The following is a 17,572-nucleotide window of genomic DNA, read 5'->3' on the forward strand; positions in this document are numbered from 1 at the left end:
TCTTCATGTATTATCTCAATAAGGAGCGACACATTTCCGCCTAGACCTTAAGAGTTATACCATTACCTGTGAAAGAAATACATAATACTATGCCATCAATCCAAAGGTAATCCATGAATACCGTAACGTATTGTAACATACATTCTATAGAATTGTAAAGATTCTATAGAATGTTCCAGCAAAAAGAACTGTATTCAATACACCATATACAATTTAGCCATTTCAAGCACTTGTATCTCCTATTACCACTAAACATGGAAACTTATACCTAGTATCACGCCCCTTGAGGAACGCTATTTCGCGTAGTAATCTCATAGCGAGATATATTGCACTGAAATAGCCAAACATAAAAAGAGCATGGTGCGCCCTCGAACGAACAGCATAAACTCCCCCAAGAAACGTAGTTACGAGTAGTAGACTTGTGGCGTTCCTTACTGCATACACTATAAAACCCAAAAGACCGCAATATACCTCTGAAGAAACATTATGAAATACCGTTTCTAAAGAGGTCTATTGCGATCTTTCTTCCCACTGTATTAAGTAAGAACACTACAGACTACATAGCGAATCAAGTTACTTCCCAAATAAAGACGCATCTACACTATATCGTCCACCACCCATAAAGAATATAGCCAATGCAGCAAATCCCATTTGTGATGGATAATCCCATGCAAAGAAACCTGCATCTATATGAAGAATCGTAGCTGTAAACAAAACTCCAGCTAACAATAAGGATCCTAAACGTGTAAATAAACCAAGGGCTAACAAAATACCACCTAATAATTCACTGAATGCTGACAAAGCTCCAAACACTTCAAAGTATCCAGACACCCCCAATGGTGCTAACATAGCACCTACTTTATATAAACCAGCTGCGCCACTTAATAACTTCACATATCCATGATAGGACATAGAGATACCAAGAGCTAATCGCAACACCAATATTCCAAAGTTAACATACGTAGGTTTACCACGCAATAAAAAATGAACCATATGTGTATCCTTCCCTCGACAAATTTTCTTGCAATTAATTAACTAATATACATAAGTATACCATAACACCTTACCACTCTCCTAAATGCAATTCTATACATACCCCTAACCTTATATCCTAGCAAGAATTGCTTAATACGATTGCCCCATGTTCCCCTACCACCTTGAACGCAGTTGTGCGTAGAAATCTATGGCTTTTCCTTTGCTAAAATAATGACAACACAAAAGGAGTGCGACATGTTTCCGAACAAACATTATGAAATACCGTTTGTGAGGAAATGTGTCGCACTCCTACTATTATGCTATTTTCAAAGGAACACCATCGACTGAATAGCGCTGCAAGTGTTACCCGATGTCAGCAGGTGTAGAGAAATCTACTGTAATACCCAATGCTTTCGCTACGCCTTCACCATATGCAGGGTCACATGCATAGCAATGTTTAGCATGACGTTCTTGGATGAACAATGGAACTCCTGCCATATTGCGAGCTGTATTACTAAACAATACTTGTTGTTGTTCTGGAGTCATGAGACGGAACAATTTACCAGGTTGTGTATAGTAATCGGAATCATCTTCACGGAAGTCGTATTGGTATGCTTTACCAGATACATCATATCCTGGATCTTTGTATTGTGGTTGGTTAGCCCATTGGCCAAAGCTATTTGGAGCATATCCAATAGTAGCGCCATGGTTGCCATCTACACGGCCTTGTCCATCACGATGGTAAGAATTGAATGGGCATTTAGGCGCATTCACAGGAATGGATGGATAGTTTGTGCCTAAGCGGTAGCGTTGCGCATCTGCATAGGAGAACAAACGACCTTGTAACATACGGTCAGGGCTGAATCCAATACCAGGGATAATTGTGGATGGAGCAAATGCTGCTTGTTCTACATCTTGGAAGTAGTTTTCTGGGTTACGGTTCAATTCCATCACCCCTACTTCGATTAATGGGAAGTCTTTTTTATACCATACTTTTGTAAGGTCAAATGGATTGTATGGAAGAGCTTCTGCTTGTTCTTCTGTCATCACTTGAATGTATAATTTCCAACGAGGGAAATCACCTTTAGCGATCGCATCAAATAAGTCACGTTGTGCACTTTCACGATCATTCGCAATGATAGCAGCTGCTTCATCTTCTGTTAAGTTTTTAATTGGTTGTTGGCATACCCAGTGGAATTTCACCCATACACGTTCGTCGTTCTCATTGATTAAGCTATATGTATGAGAACCGAAACCATGCATATGACGGTAGCCATCAGGAATACCACGATCACTCATTACGATTGTGATTTGGTGCATTGCTTCTGGCAAGCTAGTCCAGAAGTCCCAGTTTGCAGTAGCATCACGCAAGTTAGTTTCAGGATTACGTTTTACCGCACGGTTCAAGTCTGGGAATTGCAATGGATCGCGGATGAAGAATACTGGTGTGTTGTTACCTACTAAATCCCAGTTACCTTCTTCTGTGTACATTTTCACAGCGAAACCACGGATATCACGTTCCGCATCAGCGGCACCACGTTCACCAGCTACTGTGGAGAAACGTACAAACAAATCAGTTTGTTTACCTACTTCAGAGAATACTTTTGCTTTTGTATATTTAGTGATGTCGTTTGTCACTGTGAAAGTACCGAATGCACCGGATCCTTTCGCATGCATACGGCGTTCAGGAATCACTTCACGAGCAAAGTGGCCTAATTTTTCCATCAACCACACGTCTTGCATTAATACAGGGCCACGTTTTCCAGCTGTGGCACTGTTGTTGTTATCCGGCACTGGAGCACCAAAGGCTGTTGTCAATTTTTCTTCTTTCATAACTTTCTCCTTTGTAAACTTATACATATTATAATAAAATTAAAACCTATATCTTTTACAACGGATAATAATTATCCGTTACTTTATGATGTAATTATAAAACTTTTTCTATGTATTGTCAATAATGATTTTCCATTAATTTTCATTATTCTTCATGTTATTAACTATAACATTATCAAGTTATTAATTATATATCATCCATATATATATGAAACTATACCCCAGAAGGATACCCAAGGCATTCAAGGGCATTTCTATATATCCCATATAACAAAAAGGGACTATGAAAGAATAGTCACCTATTCTTTCACAGTCCCCATAGTATTTACTTAGTCAATACTGCGATCCACTGATGCAATCTGAAATTACATCATACCGCCCATACCACCCATTGGAGGCATTGGAGGCATCATTGGAGCATTTTCATCTACTTTGTCAGCTACAATGGATTCAGTTGTTAATACTAATGCTGCGATGGATGCTGCATTTTGTAAAGCAGAGCGTGTTACTTTAGCAGGGTCCACGATACCAGCTTTTACCATGTCTACATATTCTTCTGTTAATGCATTGAAACCGATGCCGCTTTCAGTAGATTTTACGCGTTCTACTACCACGGAACCTTCTAAACCTGCATTGTAAGCGATTTGGCGTAGTGGTTCTTCCACAGCACGGCGAACAAGGTTTACACCTGTCAATACATCGCCAGTTGCTTCGATACCGTCTAATGCTGGGATGATGTCGATTAATGTAGTACCACCACCTGCAACGATACCTTCTTCTACAGCTGCACGAGTAGCGTTCAATGCGTCTTCGATGCGAAGTTTTTTATCTTTTAATTCCACTTCTGTTGCTGCACCTACTTCGATCACAGCGACACCACCAGACAATTTAGCCAAACGTTCTTGTAATTTTTCTTTATCGAATTCAGAAGTCGCTTCTTCTGCTTGTGCGCGAACTTGTGCAACACGACGAGCAATTACGTCTTTATTGCCATTGCCATCAACGATGATAGTTTCGTCTTTTGTGATGCGAACTTGACGAGCTGTACCCAAGTGTTCTAAGTCCACATTGTCCAATTTCAAGCCAACTTCTTCACTGATGACAACACCGCCAGTTAAGATAGCGATATCTTCTAACATAGCTTTACGACGATCGCCGAAACCAGGAGCTTTCACAGCTACTGCTTTTAATGTACCACGAAGGCGGTTCACTACTAATGTAGCCAATGCTTCGCCGTCTACGTCTTCAGCAATGATCACAAGTTCTTTACCAAGTTTTACAACTTTTTCAAGAGCTGGTAATAAATCAGCGATAACGGAGATTTTGCGGTCAGTGATCAAGATCAATGGTTCGTTCACAACTGCTTCCATTTTATCTGGGTCAGTTACCATGTAAGGAGATAGGTAACCGCGGTCGAATTGCATGCCTTCTACTACGTTCAATTCAGTTTGTAATGTTTTAGATTCTTCTACAGTGATAACACCGTCATTACCTACACGGTCCATTGCTTCTGCAATCAATGCGCCGATTTCTTCATCAGCTGCGGATACGGACGCTACTTGAGCGATGTCTTGTTTACCGTTTACATCGATCGCTTTGGATTGAATTTCAGCCACTAATTTTTTAACGGCTAATTCGATACCTTTTTTAAGGATCATTGGGTTAGCACCAGCTGCTACATTGCGCATACCTTCTTGAATCATAGCTTGCGCTAGTACAGTCGCTGTAGTAGTACCGTCACCAGCAACATCGTTAGTTTTAGTAGCAACTTCTTTCACTAATTGAGCACCCATGTTTTCAAATGGATCTGGAAGTTCAATATCGCGAGCGATGGTAACACCATCGTTAGTGATTGTTGGGGCACCAAATTTTTTCTCTAATACTACATTGCGACCTTTAGGTCCTAATGTTACTTTTACTGCATTTGCTAATTGGTCAACGCCACGGCCTAATGCACGGCGTGCTTCTTCGTTAAATAAAATTTCTTTTGCCATTGTATAGCCTCCTATATGGGGTCGTCCCCTTCTTTGGTCAGATTATAATACTGCTAAAATATCTTTTTCGCTGATGATTAAATGGTCAATGCCATCAATTTTGAACTCAGTACCAGCATATTTGGAGAACATAACTGTATCGCCCACTTTAACTTCTGGTGCTACACGTTCGCCATTGTCACATAATTTACCAGGACCCACAGCAATAACCGTACCTTCAGATGGACGTTCTTTTGTGGAAGATGCTAAAAAGATACCACTTTCCGTTTTTGTTTCTACTTCTAATACACGAATAATGACACGATCGCCTAATGGTTTCATTGTTATACCTCTTCTCTTATACACTATAATATCGATGTTAGCACTCAAGAGTGGTGAGTGCTAATCACAAGTATTATTATAAATCATTTTTAAATTTTTGCAAGTCTTTTTTGACTTTTTGACTAAATACTTTTTCATAGTTAAAACTTTGCTTCATAGCAGCCATAATTTTTTATGATTTAGCCTCATGGGCTGCAATAATTTTCTTACAAGTATCTACGACACTAATCCGTTTATCCATACTGAAAGCACGTATTTTTTCATAGGCTTTTTCCTCAGAGAATCCGTGTAGTTCCATCAATATGCCGGTCGCTTTCGCCACATATTTTCGTTCTTCTAAGGAACTTTCCAATCCTTTGACCTGTTCTAGCAAGTTTTCTTCTTCTTGAAAACGACCCATAGCCATCTGTAGAGCTGGACCTAAGTCCGATTCTCGTAGAGGTTTTATTAAATAGCCATACACTCCGGATTGAGATGCCTTTTGGATTAAATCATCTTGGCTGTACGCTGTTAATAACACCACCGGAGCCAATCGTTGATGTCGAATTTGTCGAGCCGCTTCTATGCCATCTAATTCAGGCATCTTCACATCCATCAATACTATATCTGGTTGTACTGCTTGACATAGTTGAATAGCCTCTACACCATTACAACCTTCCCCTACAACGGTATGACCTTGGCTTTCTAATATATCTCGCAAGTCCATGCGAATGAGCGACTCATCATCGACTACTAAGACGCGCATACTCTTCTCCTTTATAAATCCAAATATCTACCATAGTCCCTGTCCCTTGGGATGTCCAAGAAATTTTTCCATCCAATTCATTCCGCACTAAATTCTCTATAATCTGTAATCCTAAATGGCTCTTTCTAGTACTTTCAAAATCGCCTGGCAAACCACAGCCTGAATCACGGATACTAATGTGTAGCATGTCATGATGTCCAACGTCCCTTACGTCTCGTACCTCTACCTGTACTTGACCTTCTATTCTGTCTTTGAAAGCATGTTTAAAGAGATTGGAAAAGAGTTCATTCATTACCAAGGATACATAGCTGGCCTTGTGAGATGACATAATAATGTCTTCTCCAATATATTCCATGTCTATGCGTTGCTCAGAAGACCCTAACCCTTGTCGCAACAAGCGCCACAGTTCTTCTATAATACTGCGCAACGCCACATAGTCTTCATCAAAATTAGACACGATTTCATGGACAAGAGCCATACTTTCAATCCGATGAATACTGTTTTGTAAGGCTTGTTTTACATCTTCGGAAGTACTTCTTCTACTTTGCATGCGCAATAAACCCGCTACAGATTGCAAATTATTTTTCACTCGATGATGCACTTCTTTAATGACAGAATTTTTTACTAGTAACTGTTGATCCCGTTTTCGAAGCTCCGTCTTATCTTGTAACACCAAAATACCACGTTTCCATCTAACTCCAAGAACAACGGGAATCATCACTTGTCGCAAGGCAATATCACCATATAATTCTTCGTCAATCGTACCTAGTCTATCTTCTAAAGCCTTTTTAATACGACCTACTTTCAATGTACTGCTATAGATTGATGTACCCTGTATGCGTCTGTCGATACCAAATATATCCCCTAATTTTTTCGCAGCACGGTTCGCATATAAAATAGTTCCATCCTGTTCAAAGAAAATAATTCCATCTAATACGGAAATCCCATCATATAACTCAGGTTGTTGTAATTGCGGTACTAACATTCCTTGAAACGTGGTCTGTGATACCATGGACATAAATTCATCATAACGATTGGAATACACTTCAGACACAGGATTAGTAAAGGCACAAGCACCAATACATTTGCCTCCATTATCTACAATAGGATAGATATAGGCGTGATAGGTTTCTACTGTAATCCCACTATCTGTTTCTTCTTCCCACTCCAATAGGCCTGCAAAAGGTTTTCCTGTATCTAATATCTGTTGAATCGGATGCTCTAGGGGTATGTCTAATTTCTGTACTGTCCCCGTATGACGACTATCCAACGCTCCACTAAGTAAAAGGTGTCCGTCCTTAGCTTGCACTAAGAGGGACACCCCTTGCTCACTGATAGCTTTACCAAAGCTTAATCGTTCAGAGAACTGCAATAGTAAAGCCTGTTGTGTAGGATATAAATCTGTTTCTTTGTCTAAGCTATCTTTCCAACTAATCATGTTGATTTCCTTTCCACAAATCACTACCCAATGGAATGGACGGTTTTGCATTCAAAGTATAGTTACTGAATTTACCAGCTTGTGCCATATAATAGGCTCGGCAACCAATCATAGCTGCATTATCTGTAGCCAACATAGATCCCGCTGTGAGGTAAGTCAAACCTTCTACTTCACACATGGCTTGTAAATCTCGTTGCAATCCACTGTTTGCCGACACGCCACCAGCTAGGGCGATCTTCGTTTCTCCTAATGTATGAGCCGCTTCTTTCATTTTTTCTACCAATACGTCCGTAATAGCCTTTTGAAAGGAGGCTGCTACATCTTCATGACAGATGGATTCACCTTTTTGTTGTTTTCCATTGATATAGTTAAGCACCGCAGATTTTAAACCACTAAAGCTAAAGTCGAAGTTTCCTTTTTCTAATAAGGATCTTGGAAACTCTATGGCATCCGGATTTCCCACTTTCGCCAACGCATCAATATGTGGCCCTCCTGGGTAAGGATAGCCTAATACGCGAGCGATTTTATCGAAGGCTTCACCTGCCGCATCATCACGTGTTTGTCCTAATACCTGAAAGCTTTCATAATCTGTCACATGAACAATCATAGTGTGCCCCCCAGATACCACTAAGCACAAGAAGGGAGGCTCTAAATCAGGGTGTAACAAGAAATTTGCAAAGATGTGACCTTCCATATGATGAACGCCAATCAAGGGAATATCTTTTGCAAAGGATAGAGCCTTCGCCGCTGACACCCCTACCAGAAGAGCCCCAACTAAACCTGGCCCATAAGTGACACCGATATGGTCCATATCATCTAATGTCACATTCGCATCTGCCAAAGCTTGGTCAATAACTGGCATAATCTGTTCTATATGATGTCGAGACGCCACTTCTGGCACGACACCACCAAACTTTCTATGTATGGGTACTTGACTGGAAATTACATTAGAAACGACCGTTCTGCCATCTTGCAACACTGCTGCCGATGTTTCATCACAACTAGTTTCAATAGCTAGTGTGTAGATACTCATGCCAGTTCCTCCATTTCTTTCCTCATAATCAGCCCATCTTCTACTGGATCTGAATAAAATTGTTTACGTACTCCTACCGCTGTAAAGCCAAGTCTACGATACATGGCTTGAGCCGCAATATTGGAGACACGCACTTCTAAAAAAATATGTTTCATACCTTGTTTACGGAGCATTTGCGTTAACTTACGAGTCATTTTAGATCCATAACCTGCACGACGATGTTCAGGATGAATAGCAATATTCGTAATCTGACCTTCATCCAAAACTAGCCAAGATCCTGCATAACCAATAATCTTGCCATCTTCTGCTTCTGCCACAAGGTACAGCTTATCTTCTACTTCTAAATCATCTAATAGAGCTTCCTTTGACCAAGGTGTTGAAAAACAGGCCCTCTCTATTTGGTAGATACCTTCAATATCACTTCGTAAGGCTTCTCGTAATGTGACCATTATCGTTCACCTGCTGCTTCACGGACTACTACCGTAGGTTCCACGTAGGTACCAGTGGCTAGGATGTCTTTGTTTTTCTCATCCCACACCACTTCCGCTTCCGATTTACGAATATAGAATGGCTCAATGGACTGCGCATCAGGAATCGTACCACTCACGAATTGTGGTAATGCCACTTGAATAACATGAGATGCCCGTGGTCGTTGCTTCGATTCATGACCGATAACAAGTCTAATAGGGTCAATACGACCTGCTTCTACACCTATGGCATATTCTTTTTCCAATCGCTTCAGACCATCCCCTACGATGACCACTGGAGTATCTCCAGATAGCTGTACTAGTTTCTCTAACAATTCAGTTACTTGATGTACTTCTATTGTATCTAAAGCAATTATGTCCGCGCCATTCCACTCATACTGACGGCCATAGACCTGTTTCTTTTGTGCATCAATGACAGTGCATACCCGATAGTTAGAATACATAAAACTTTGGGCTAACACATCGGTGGTGAGCACGCCTACTACGGGTACATTCCAAGCATAAGCCAAAGCCTTTGCCGTGCCTAAGCCAATGCGCAAGCCTGTAAAGGAACCAGGCCCAATGGTTACGGCAATGCCGGTAATGTCAGATTTCTTTACTTTCCCCGTTGTCAGCACCACTTCAATATGTGGCACCAATTGCTCAGAATGAGTAAGCCCTGCCTGTACAATGAGTTCGCTTCGTATTTCTTTGTCATTTCCTACCGCTACGCTAGCAATGGCGCTACTCGTTTCAATTCCTAAAATCATAGGTTCTCTCCTATGCATTGTAATGTTTCCTCTGAAAGTAAGTCCGTACGAACTGTAAACTGACGAGATCCATCATCACCGACAGAAATCTCAATCCACACTGTCGTATCTGGTAATTCATCGACAAACTTACTAGCCCATTCAACAATGGACTTCGTTTCCTCTGTATATTCGTAAAAGCCGATGGTTTCCAGTTCCTCTACCAAGTCCAACCGATACAAATCGAAATGGTACAAGTTAGAACCATCTACGTCATAGGTGTTCATCAAGGCGAATGTAGGACTTGTCACTTCTTCTGTAACTCCAAAACCCTTTGCAATCCCTTGGGAAAAATGCGTTTTCCCTGCCCCTAGCGTGCCATCTAGGGCAATACAAATTGGGCTTTCATAGTCTTTCATAAAATTCCCTAGCCTATAACCTAGAGCCAACGTTTCCTCTACGGAGTGTGTTGTATATTGTATGGTATTCATAGTATTCCTTTATCCAAATGATTATATCCTTTAGGTTGCACTTTAATCCATTGTCCATCACGGTCTACTAATACCTGTGCATTGCCTGCTTTAACATGTCCAATGATAGTGAACGTCTCTGTAGGCAAGTGTTCTGCCATCTCAGCTGGAATAGTTCCCACTAGCTGAAAGTCTTCCCCCCCTGTCCACATAGGAAGATAAGGACTCATTTGATGACTTTCACAATAGGCCTGAACCTCTGGATGGATTGGCAACGCACTTTCATCAATGTAAATAATCACCTGCGATGCTTTGGCAATCTCGTTGAGCTCGCTGGACAAGCCATCACTGATATCGTTCATAGACGTGGCACCTAAGTCTCTTGCTATTATACCACATTCTATATGAGGAATGGGCCGTTGATGGACAGACCTACTCACCGGATAGTCCTCGCAGCCCTCTAACAAACTATGAAGACCCACATAAGATAAACCCAGATAATTCGTGATGAACACTGCATCACCATCTTGAGCTCCACTGCGTAGGACAGATTGATTTGTTGGAACGTCTCCAAACACTGTGGCAGAAATCACAAAAGGTCCTTCCGTTGATACTGTGTCTCCACCGATGATATTGACTTTATACTCCGCACATATGTCATGCAATCCTTGATACACTTCTTCTACATAGGACGTATGTCGCCCCTTAGGCACTGCAATAGACACCACCATATGCCGTGGGGTGCCACCCATCGCTGCTATGTCGCTAATGTTTGCTGCCCCCAATCGATACCCTACATCAAAAGGGGCGGTGGTGCTTTCACTAAAGTGGATGCCTTCTACCATCATGTCTGTACTAACCAGTTGATCCACATCGCAAGGCGTATCATAAACAGCGCAGTCATCACCAACACCGACCTTTACGTACGTAGGATTGTAGATACTGTGTTGGGTTAATTTGTCGATGAGAGCAAATTCGTCAAGCGACGATACCCTACCCTCAGGTACAGTAGTACTATTTTCCATGTGACAGCGCATGTCCTCCACAGTTTCACTCTCCGAAGTAGCATCATAATCTGATATAGTATCCCTGCTGATAGTATGCCCATTGTCATTATATTGTATGCTTTCTTCCTGTATATTCCCGTTAGTACTATAAATATGCATACAACGATTCGATAACAAATGGCTTTCGTCTAACAACAAATTCTGCAAGAAACGCTCTAAATATTCCGTTGTTCTATACACTCCTAGTTTCAAATTTTGATAATTGGCTCGTACTAAGGCATTTCTAAAGTACCACGCATAGTTGGCGAACATATCATTCGTCACTGTAAAGCCTAGGGTGCGGAGATATTTAATAAAAAATACAGCGGTCGTTCTCGTATTTCCTTCACCAAATACATGAATCTGCCACAATCTGGCAACAAAAATAGCCAAATGACGAATCGTCTCTGACATATCCAAATTGGCATAGGAAAAATTTTTTTCTTGCTCTATGTCATAGCGTAAGATTGCCCCTAGTTCAGACACGCTACCATAGGTCACCGTATCACCATCGAGAATCCATTCCTTTTTTGTGATATTGTAATCTCGTATACTGCCCGCATGAGCATAGATATCTGTAAACAATTGTCTATGAATCGATAGGTACTCATTCGGCGTAAAACTGAAAGCTTTCTCTAAGAGCAACTCCGACATACGAAGTGATACTATATCCGCTTCTGCTGTTCTATCTTCTTGATTCGGATAGGATTCATAATAATTTTCCAACAATGTATGAAGAACCTGTAGGGACATCTGCCCTTCAATATTCTTCTTTGCTAAGTCTACTAAATAGGCAGACGGCGTCAACCCATCGACAGCTTGTAAACCAATAGCTGTCTTCCAGGCTTGAGCTTTTTCATATTGACTAGCTTCACCTTGACGGATATATTCCTCAAAAGGATCCTTATGCATGGTACCACCTCGTTTCATTGTGTAATAACAAACTAACGTATCTATGCCGTTACGGATAATAACGATATACTATTGCAATTGAACTATAAGATCTGTATATCACTTTTCTATACACGTTGTTCTTATTGTACCATACTAGGGACCAAAGGATAATAAAAATAAAAGGAACCCCTATAAGGATTCCCTTTTACTATGTTTCCGTAGATTTGTATATCCCTACCGCGTCATCTCCACTAGCTGTTTCACATAGTCATTACTCGGATGATTCTTTACTTCCTCCGTTGTTCCATATTGTTGTATCTTACCTTCGTGCATGACAAGGATATGTGTGCCTAGCTTGAAAGCTTCGTGCATGTCATGGGTGATAAACACAATAGTACAGTCCGTTTGCTTATGAATATGTTTCAAGTCTTCTTGTAGTTGATACCTTGTAATAGAGTCCACTGCTCCAAATGGTTCATCCATGAGCAATATCTTCGGCGAGTTCGCATAGGCTCTGGCGATGCCAACCCGTTGTTGTTGACCTCCAGATAATTCCTTAGGATACTTTTCCTTACTATCTAGTGGTAAGCCCACTAATGAAAGCATGCGTTCTACAATAGCATCTACCTCTTCTTTCGGTGCACCCTCTAGTCTAGGCACATACCCAATATTTTCTGCTACCGTCATATGGGGGAACAGTCCATCCCCTTGAATAGCATAGCCAATCTTTCTCCGCAAAGAAATAATATCCTGATCAATGACACGAGTTCCAAAAATAGTAATATCTCCCTCGTCGGGTACTATCAATCCATTAATCATTTTTAACAGCGTCGTCTTCCCTGACCCAGACGTACCTACAATGCAAAGAAAGTCCCCTTCGTTGATGGTCAAGTTACAATGTCTCACCACCCATTTCCCTTGATAGGACTTTCCAATATTTTTATATTCTATAATTTGATTCATCTATTTCACCACCAATCCTTTAGATTGCAAAAATTCCTTTGCCACTTGTTTCGGGTCTTCCTTATCAATTTCTACCCTTTTATTCAGCTGTGCCATAGTACTTTCATCTAAGATACCGTCCAAACGATGTAATACCTTTTCTAGCTCAGGATGTTTCTGTAACGTTTCCTCACGTACAACCATGCCTGCCATGTAACTTGGGTAAAAATTTCGATCGTCCTCTAATACTACAACCCGTGGATCAGACAGCTGACCATCTGTAGTAAACACCGTCATCGCATCAATTTTCTTATCAAACAAGGCTTGATATTTTAAGCCATTGTCCATATCTACTACCTTTTTGAAGTGATAGTTATAAGCATTAGCTAAGGCTTTATAGCCATCTTCTCGTTCAAAGAAATCATATTCCGCTCCAAATGTTAACTGTCCAGCATATTTCGCCAAATCAGTAAACGTTTTAATGCCATATTCCTTCGCTAGATCTGCTCGAATGCCAATACTATAGGTATCGTTAAAACCAAACATGCCCTTCCACAAAAAATGATACTTGTCCTTGTACTCTGCACTCAACATAGGAAACTTGTCATTCTTGTAGTCTTCCTTATGTTTCAACACGATTTGCCAAGATGTCCCTGTATACTCCGGATACATATCAAAATCGCCTCGCACCATGCCAGGATGAATATTAGATGTGCCGCCACCTACACCATGGGTGTACTTAACCTTCAAGTCAGTATCTGCCTCAATGAGAGTACCCACGATTTCCGCCAAAATGTATCCTTCCGATACAGGTTTTGATGCAATGTGAATGGTATCGTTTTTACTATACTGTTGCATTCCCAGGACACCAAAAATAATCACTAAGATAGCTCCCAATGCATAGCCTATTTTTTATTCACTACCGTATGCATTTTGTGCTGTTCTACTAGTTTACCAATGAAGCCTAGTATGCCGTCTATGACCAAAGCTAAGAGAGCAATTAAAATACCGCCAATCCAAATCAATATTTCATTGTTAGTAGTTATACCACGGTAAATAGCAACGCCTAGCCCTCCTGCCCCTACAAAGGAGGCAATCCCTGCTAAGGCAATGGTCATAGTCACCATGTTCATGATAGCTCCGAAGATAACAGGAAATGCTAGCGGTAACTGTATTTTCCATAAAATTTGCCTATCTGTACTACCCATAGCACGGCTAGCCTCAATAATCTTTGGATCAATAGTGGTAATCCCTACATAGGTACTACGCACGATAGGTAACAACGCATAGATGGTAAGAGCAATAATAGCCGTCGTATTTCCCACACCAGTAAAAGAAATCAAAAAGCCCAACAAAGCAATTGAGGGTATAGTGTAAGCAATATTCACTACGGATATAACAGAATTAGCCAGTTTTTGTTTCCGTGCGATGAATACTCCTATAGCCAAACCCAAAATCGTGGCAATGATGACTGCTGTAAAAGTAATGCCTATATGCTCTAGCAATAAATGCATATAAAATGGCCAGTTCTTCCCTAACTCTTCTAATAAATTTTGTATCATTAAATCCTCCCTTTTTACAATATGTTTGTAGATCTTTTTTTCATACTAAATTACCATGAATTTAAGGTATAAAAATGTTGGAGGCTCTTTATTAAGAGTCCCCCAACATAGTACTTAATCTTTTACGATTTTATCTTTCATTTGTTTCAATGGGCGCGTTAAATCAATATTACCATAAGTCGGCAAGGTCACTCCTTTTACCTTTACATATACCTTATGTACACCATCAAATTCCACTGCTGTATTAACGATGGATGCAATGCGAAGTGTGGCTGTTAAACCTGTAGCATCCTGTAAAAAGTCATCATTCAAAACCACTGTAACTGTATCATCATGTTTTGATGTTTCTACTACTTTTGTGCCTTTTGCAAAGACTGGATATTCTGCACGACCATCTTGCTCAATCATCAAATTTATGGCATCTTTTACCGTTTTACGCTCTTTATCAATCGTAAGCGGTTGTGGCATTACGCCTTTCCCATCTTGTCGCGGTACATAGACCACAATTTTTGTCATCTTATCCATCGCTTTTTTATCTTCTGATGTAGTCGATTGAACGGTTGTTTGTTTTCCTAGATCTAGTTTCAAATCTTGAGAATTACAACCTGCCAGAGCAATGACACAAACGCTCATCATAGCCACTAAGCCATAGCGTAATGATTGTTTCATGAATTAACCTCCAAAATAGATTTCCAACCCTTTTGCTAATTCATTAGCAAATTGTTGTCGTGTAGATGATTCTTTTAAATGACCTTCCTCCTTAGGATTTGAAATAAATCCTAACTCTACCAATATAGATGGCATAAAGGAGTGTCGTAATACATACAGATTTCCTGGTTGAATACCACGATCACCATTAAATCCACTATGATCAGCAATCTGACCTTGTACGGAAGAAGCTAGTTTTTTCGACTGCTCAGATCCGTCAAAATAGTAGGTAGCAATCCCACCTACATTAGGATTGGAAAAAGAATTAATATGGATACTGATAAATGCATCAGCTTGATTAGCATTTGCCACATTCACACGAGCTTGTAATTCATCAACACCACTCGCATGTGGACCATACACATCTACATCTGTAGTACGAGTCAAGATAACTTTAGCACCTTTCGCTTCCAGTATAGATTTTAAATATTCTGATATAGGCAAGGTCACTTGCTTCTCTTGCAATCCGGTTGGTCCAATAGCACCTGGATCACTACCACCATGTCCAGGGTCCAACACAATAATCTTACCCTTGATGCCACCAGATGTACGATAACTTACTGATTGTGGCACTGGTTTTTCTGGGATTGTTGGTAAGACAATTGGTTTTTTAGGTCCTTCCTTGGATTCTGTTTTTGCCGGTGAGTTTGCCTTAGGTTTCTCCACCTTAGCCACTGGTTTTGGTGTTTCCTTAGGTACAACAGGTTTTACCTCTGCAGATGCAGTAGCTACCACTGGTTTAGCAGCTACAGCAGATTTAGCCTCCACTACAGGCTTTTTCCCATAGTAGTTTTCTCGTGGAGCCACCCCTTTTTTCTGAATATCCACCACCATACGGTATGGCTTATTATTCACAGTGTCTTTTTTTAATGTAAATACTTTTAAATCTTCTACATCAATAGCTTTTGGTGTTTCAATTTTTACTAGCGTATCTTGTCCTTGTTGTGAAAGTGTAGCACTTTTAGCAATACCATCATCCATCACAATTGATGTAGGTGCTCCTGCTAGAGTAGCATTTTTTAGCACTAATGTTGTCGATGTACCACTAGCACTGATAGAAGCCGTAGCATGAACAGGACTTGATAAACTAAAGACCATTCTCACAAAAGGAATTGGCGCATCATTTCTTGTCACCCAATGAAGATCTGTCACATTCGCAGCCTTCGTGACACCAAACAGAACTGGTAACACCAATACTAACATACCCAATAGGGCAAATAACTTACGCAAATATCTCACTCCAATCTGTATTGCACTGGATAGTTTTCTTTAGACAGTATCCTTATTATACCATACTTGTGAGCTATATACATGAAAAAGTAATGAAAGTTATTCTTTTTACAATTTTATCTAAAATCCAGAACTAGTATTTGCTTGTGTATTTCTAGAAAAGATACACTGTCTTGAGTATTTCGTACAGTAGATAAAGATAAAAAGAAACATAGGTAGGCTTTATGTATCCATCAAAACTGACTATACTACATGCCTACTTATGTTTCTTACTTTTATATATACATGTTATGTAGAGCTTTCCACTCGATCATTCATAATCTACTTGTAGGCCTCTAATGGTAAGAACCCACAAATATCTTATAAACTTATTATTTTAGGCGACTAAGCTGTTTGTTTGCCATTACGATTCATAATGTAGTACAATACAGCACCTACTACTAAGCCACCAAGTCCCCAGAATACTTTTTCCAAGGAAGATTGAGTTAACAACCAGATACTAACTACAACCGCTAATACTGGAATCACTGGACCAAATGGTACACGGAATGTTCTAGCCATATCTGGGCGTTTGCTTCTGAATACAAGTACTGCTAAGCAAGTAGGCAAGTATTGAGCAAAACGAGATACTACGGAAATAGCTGCTAATTTTTCAAAACTACCAGTCCAAGATAATACAACTGCAAATACTACAGTGACAATAATAGCTACATAAGGAGCATCTTTTTTATTACGTTTGGATACTACTTTAGGAATCAGTCCATCATCCGCCATAGCTACCCCAGAACGTGGTGCCAAGAAGGAAGATGCTACGTTAATACCACCGATAGAAATCAGTGTACCTGCTGTAACAATTGCTTTCGCCAAAGGTCCCATGAACACAAAGGCTGCATCGGCTACAGGAGTTTTAGATGTAACAAGGGAATCACCCATGATACCAATACAAATCGCTTGAATTAAGATATATACAATAGATACCAGTGTTAATACAAGAATAATTGCTTTTGGCACATTGCGTTCAGGGTTTTCCATATCTTCCGCTGCTACCGCAATAGATTCAAAACCTGTGAAAGCGTAGAAAATAATTAAAGCTGCCGCTCCAAAGCTTGCTTGCGTCATATCTGGCACAGATTGCATTGGTTGGAAGTTAACACCTTTCACATAG

General features: G+C 40.3%; 17 protein-coding genes. All 17 read right to left on the reverse strand.

Features of this window, described 5'->3' with window-relative positions:
- Positions 1-573 precede the first annotated feature (573 nt).
- Positions 574-993: a DoxX family protein gene (locus HMPREF9200_RS04455; protein ID WP_009353612.1), complete on the reverse strand. Its 420-nt coding sequence runs from the start codon at positions 991-993 to the stop codon at positions 574-576.
- Positions 994-1,338: 345 nt separating this feature from the next.
- Positions 1,339-2,808: a catalase gene (locus tag HMPREF9200_RS04460; RefSeq protein ID WP_009353608.1), complete on the reverse strand. Its 1,470-nt coding sequence runs from the start codon at positions 2,806-2,808 to the stop codon at positions 1,339-1,341.
- A 365-nt stretch (positions 2,809-3,173) separates the two neighbouring features.
- Positions 3,174-4,802, reverse strand: coding sequence for a chaperonin GroEL (groL, locus tag HMPREF9200_RS04465; protein ID WP_009353625.1), 1,629 nt, complete (start codon positions 4,800-4,802; stop codon positions 3,174-3,176).
- 42 nt (positions 4,803-4,844) lie between these two features.
- Complete coding sequence (groES, locus tag HMPREF9200_RS04470; protein ID WP_038144714.1) at positions 4,845-5,123, reverse strand: co-chaperone GroES; 279 nt, start codon at positions 5,121-5,123, stop codon at positions 4,845-4,847.
- Between the two features lie 172 nt (positions 5,124-5,295).
- On the reverse strand, positions 5,296-5,868 hold the full coding sequence (locus HMPREF9200_RS04475) for an ANTAR domain-containing response regulator (protein ID WP_009353598.1): 573 nt from the start codon (positions 5,866-5,868) through the stop codon (positions 5,296-5,298).
- The gene (locus HMPREF9200_RS04480) at positions 5,846-7,306 is read right to left on the reverse strand and encodes a sensor histidine kinase (RefSeq protein WP_009353618.1); all 1,461 of its coding nucleotides are present in this window, start codon (positions 7,304-7,306) and stop codon (positions 5,846-5,848) included. Before HMPREF9200_RS04480 ends, HMPREF9200_RS04475 begins: the two co-directional genes overlap by 23 nt.
- Positions 7,299-8,339: a tRNA (adenosine(37)-N6)-threonylcarbamoyltransferase complex transferase subunit TsaD gene (gene tsaD / locus HMPREF9200_RS04485; protein WP_009353606.1), complete on the reverse strand. Its 1,041-nt coding sequence runs from the start codon at positions 8,337-8,339 to the stop codon at positions 7,299-7,301. Before tsaD ends, HMPREF9200_RS04480 begins: the two co-directional genes overlap by 8 nt.
- The gene (gene rimI / locus HMPREF9200_RS04490) at positions 8,336-8,788 is read right to left on the reverse strand and encodes a ribosomal protein S18-alanine N-acetyltransferase (RefSeq protein WP_009353597.1); all 453 of its coding nucleotides are present in this window, start codon (positions 8,786-8,788) and stop codon (positions 8,336-8,338) included. Before rimI ends, tsaD begins: the two co-directional genes overlap by 4 nt.
- A complete protein-coding gene (gene tsaB, locus HMPREF9200_RS04495; protein WP_009353601.1) occupies positions 8,788-9,576 on the reverse strand; it encodes a tRNA (adenosine(37)-N6)-threonylcarbamoyltransferase complex dimerization subunit type 1 TsaB in 789 nt (262 codons plus the stop codon). Before tsaB ends, rimI begins: the two co-directional genes overlap by 1 nt.
- On the reverse strand, positions 9,573-10,046 hold the full coding sequence (gene tsaE, locus HMPREF9200_RS04500) for a tRNA (adenosine(37)-N6)-threonylcarbamoyltransferase complex ATPase subunit type 1 TsaE (protein WP_009353604.1): 474 nt from the start codon (positions 10,044-10,046) through the stop codon (positions 9,573-9,575). The genes tsaB and tsaE overlap by 4 nt, the downstream gene beginning before the upstream one ends.
- The gene (gene thiL / locus HMPREF9200_RS08855) at positions 10,043-11,983 is read right to left on the reverse strand and encodes a thiamine-phosphate kinase (RefSeq protein ID WP_009353607.1); all 1,941 of its coding nucleotides are present in this window, start codon (positions 11,981-11,983) and stop codon (positions 10,043-10,045) included. The genes tsaE and thiL overlap by 4 nt, the downstream gene beginning before the upstream one ends.
- A 216-nt stretch (positions 11,984-12,199) precedes the next feature.
- Positions 12,200-12,928, reverse strand: a complete 729-nt coding sequence (locus tag HMPREF9200_RS04510) for an ABC transporter ATP-binding protein (RefSeq protein ID WP_009353605.1) — start codon at positions 12,926-12,928, stop codon at positions 12,200-12,202.
- A complete protein-coding gene (locus tag HMPREF9200_RS08995; RefSeq protein ID WP_255260722.1) occupies positions 12,929-13,789 on the reverse strand; it encodes a glycine betaine ABC transporter substrate-binding protein in 861 nt (286 codons plus the stop codon).
- Between the two features lie 23 nt (positions 13,790-13,812).
- Complete coding sequence (locus tag HMPREF9200_RS09000; protein ID WP_009353631.1) at positions 13,813-14,469, reverse strand: ABC transporter permease; 657 nt, start codon at positions 14,467-14,469, stop codon at positions 13,813-13,815.
- Positions 14,470-14,583: 114 nt separating this feature from the next.
- The gene (locus tag HMPREF9200_RS04520; RefSeq protein ID WP_009353602.1) at positions 14,584-15,138 is read right to left on the reverse strand and encodes a GerMN domain-containing protein; all 555 of its coding nucleotides are present in this window, start codon (positions 15,136-15,138) and stop codon (positions 14,584-14,586) included.
- A gap of 3 nt (positions 15,139-15,141) precedes the next feature.
- Positions 15,142-16,407, reverse strand: a complete 1,266-nt coding sequence (locus tag HMPREF9200_RS04525; protein WP_009353620.1) for an N-acetylmuramoyl-L-alanine amidase — start codon at positions 16,405-16,407, stop codon at positions 15,142-15,144.
- A gap of 384 nt (positions 16,408-16,791) precedes the next feature.
- A partial coding sequence (locus HMPREF9200_RS04530; RefSeq protein ID WP_038144731.1) for an APC family permease occupies positions 16,792-17,572 on the reverse strand: 781 nt, incomplete at its 5' end.

It is taken from the genome of Veillonella sp. oral taxon 780 str. F0422 (assembly GCF_000221605.1).
Taxonomy (GTDB): domain Bacteria; phylum Bacillota; class Negativicutes; order Veillonellales; family Veillonellaceae; genus F0422.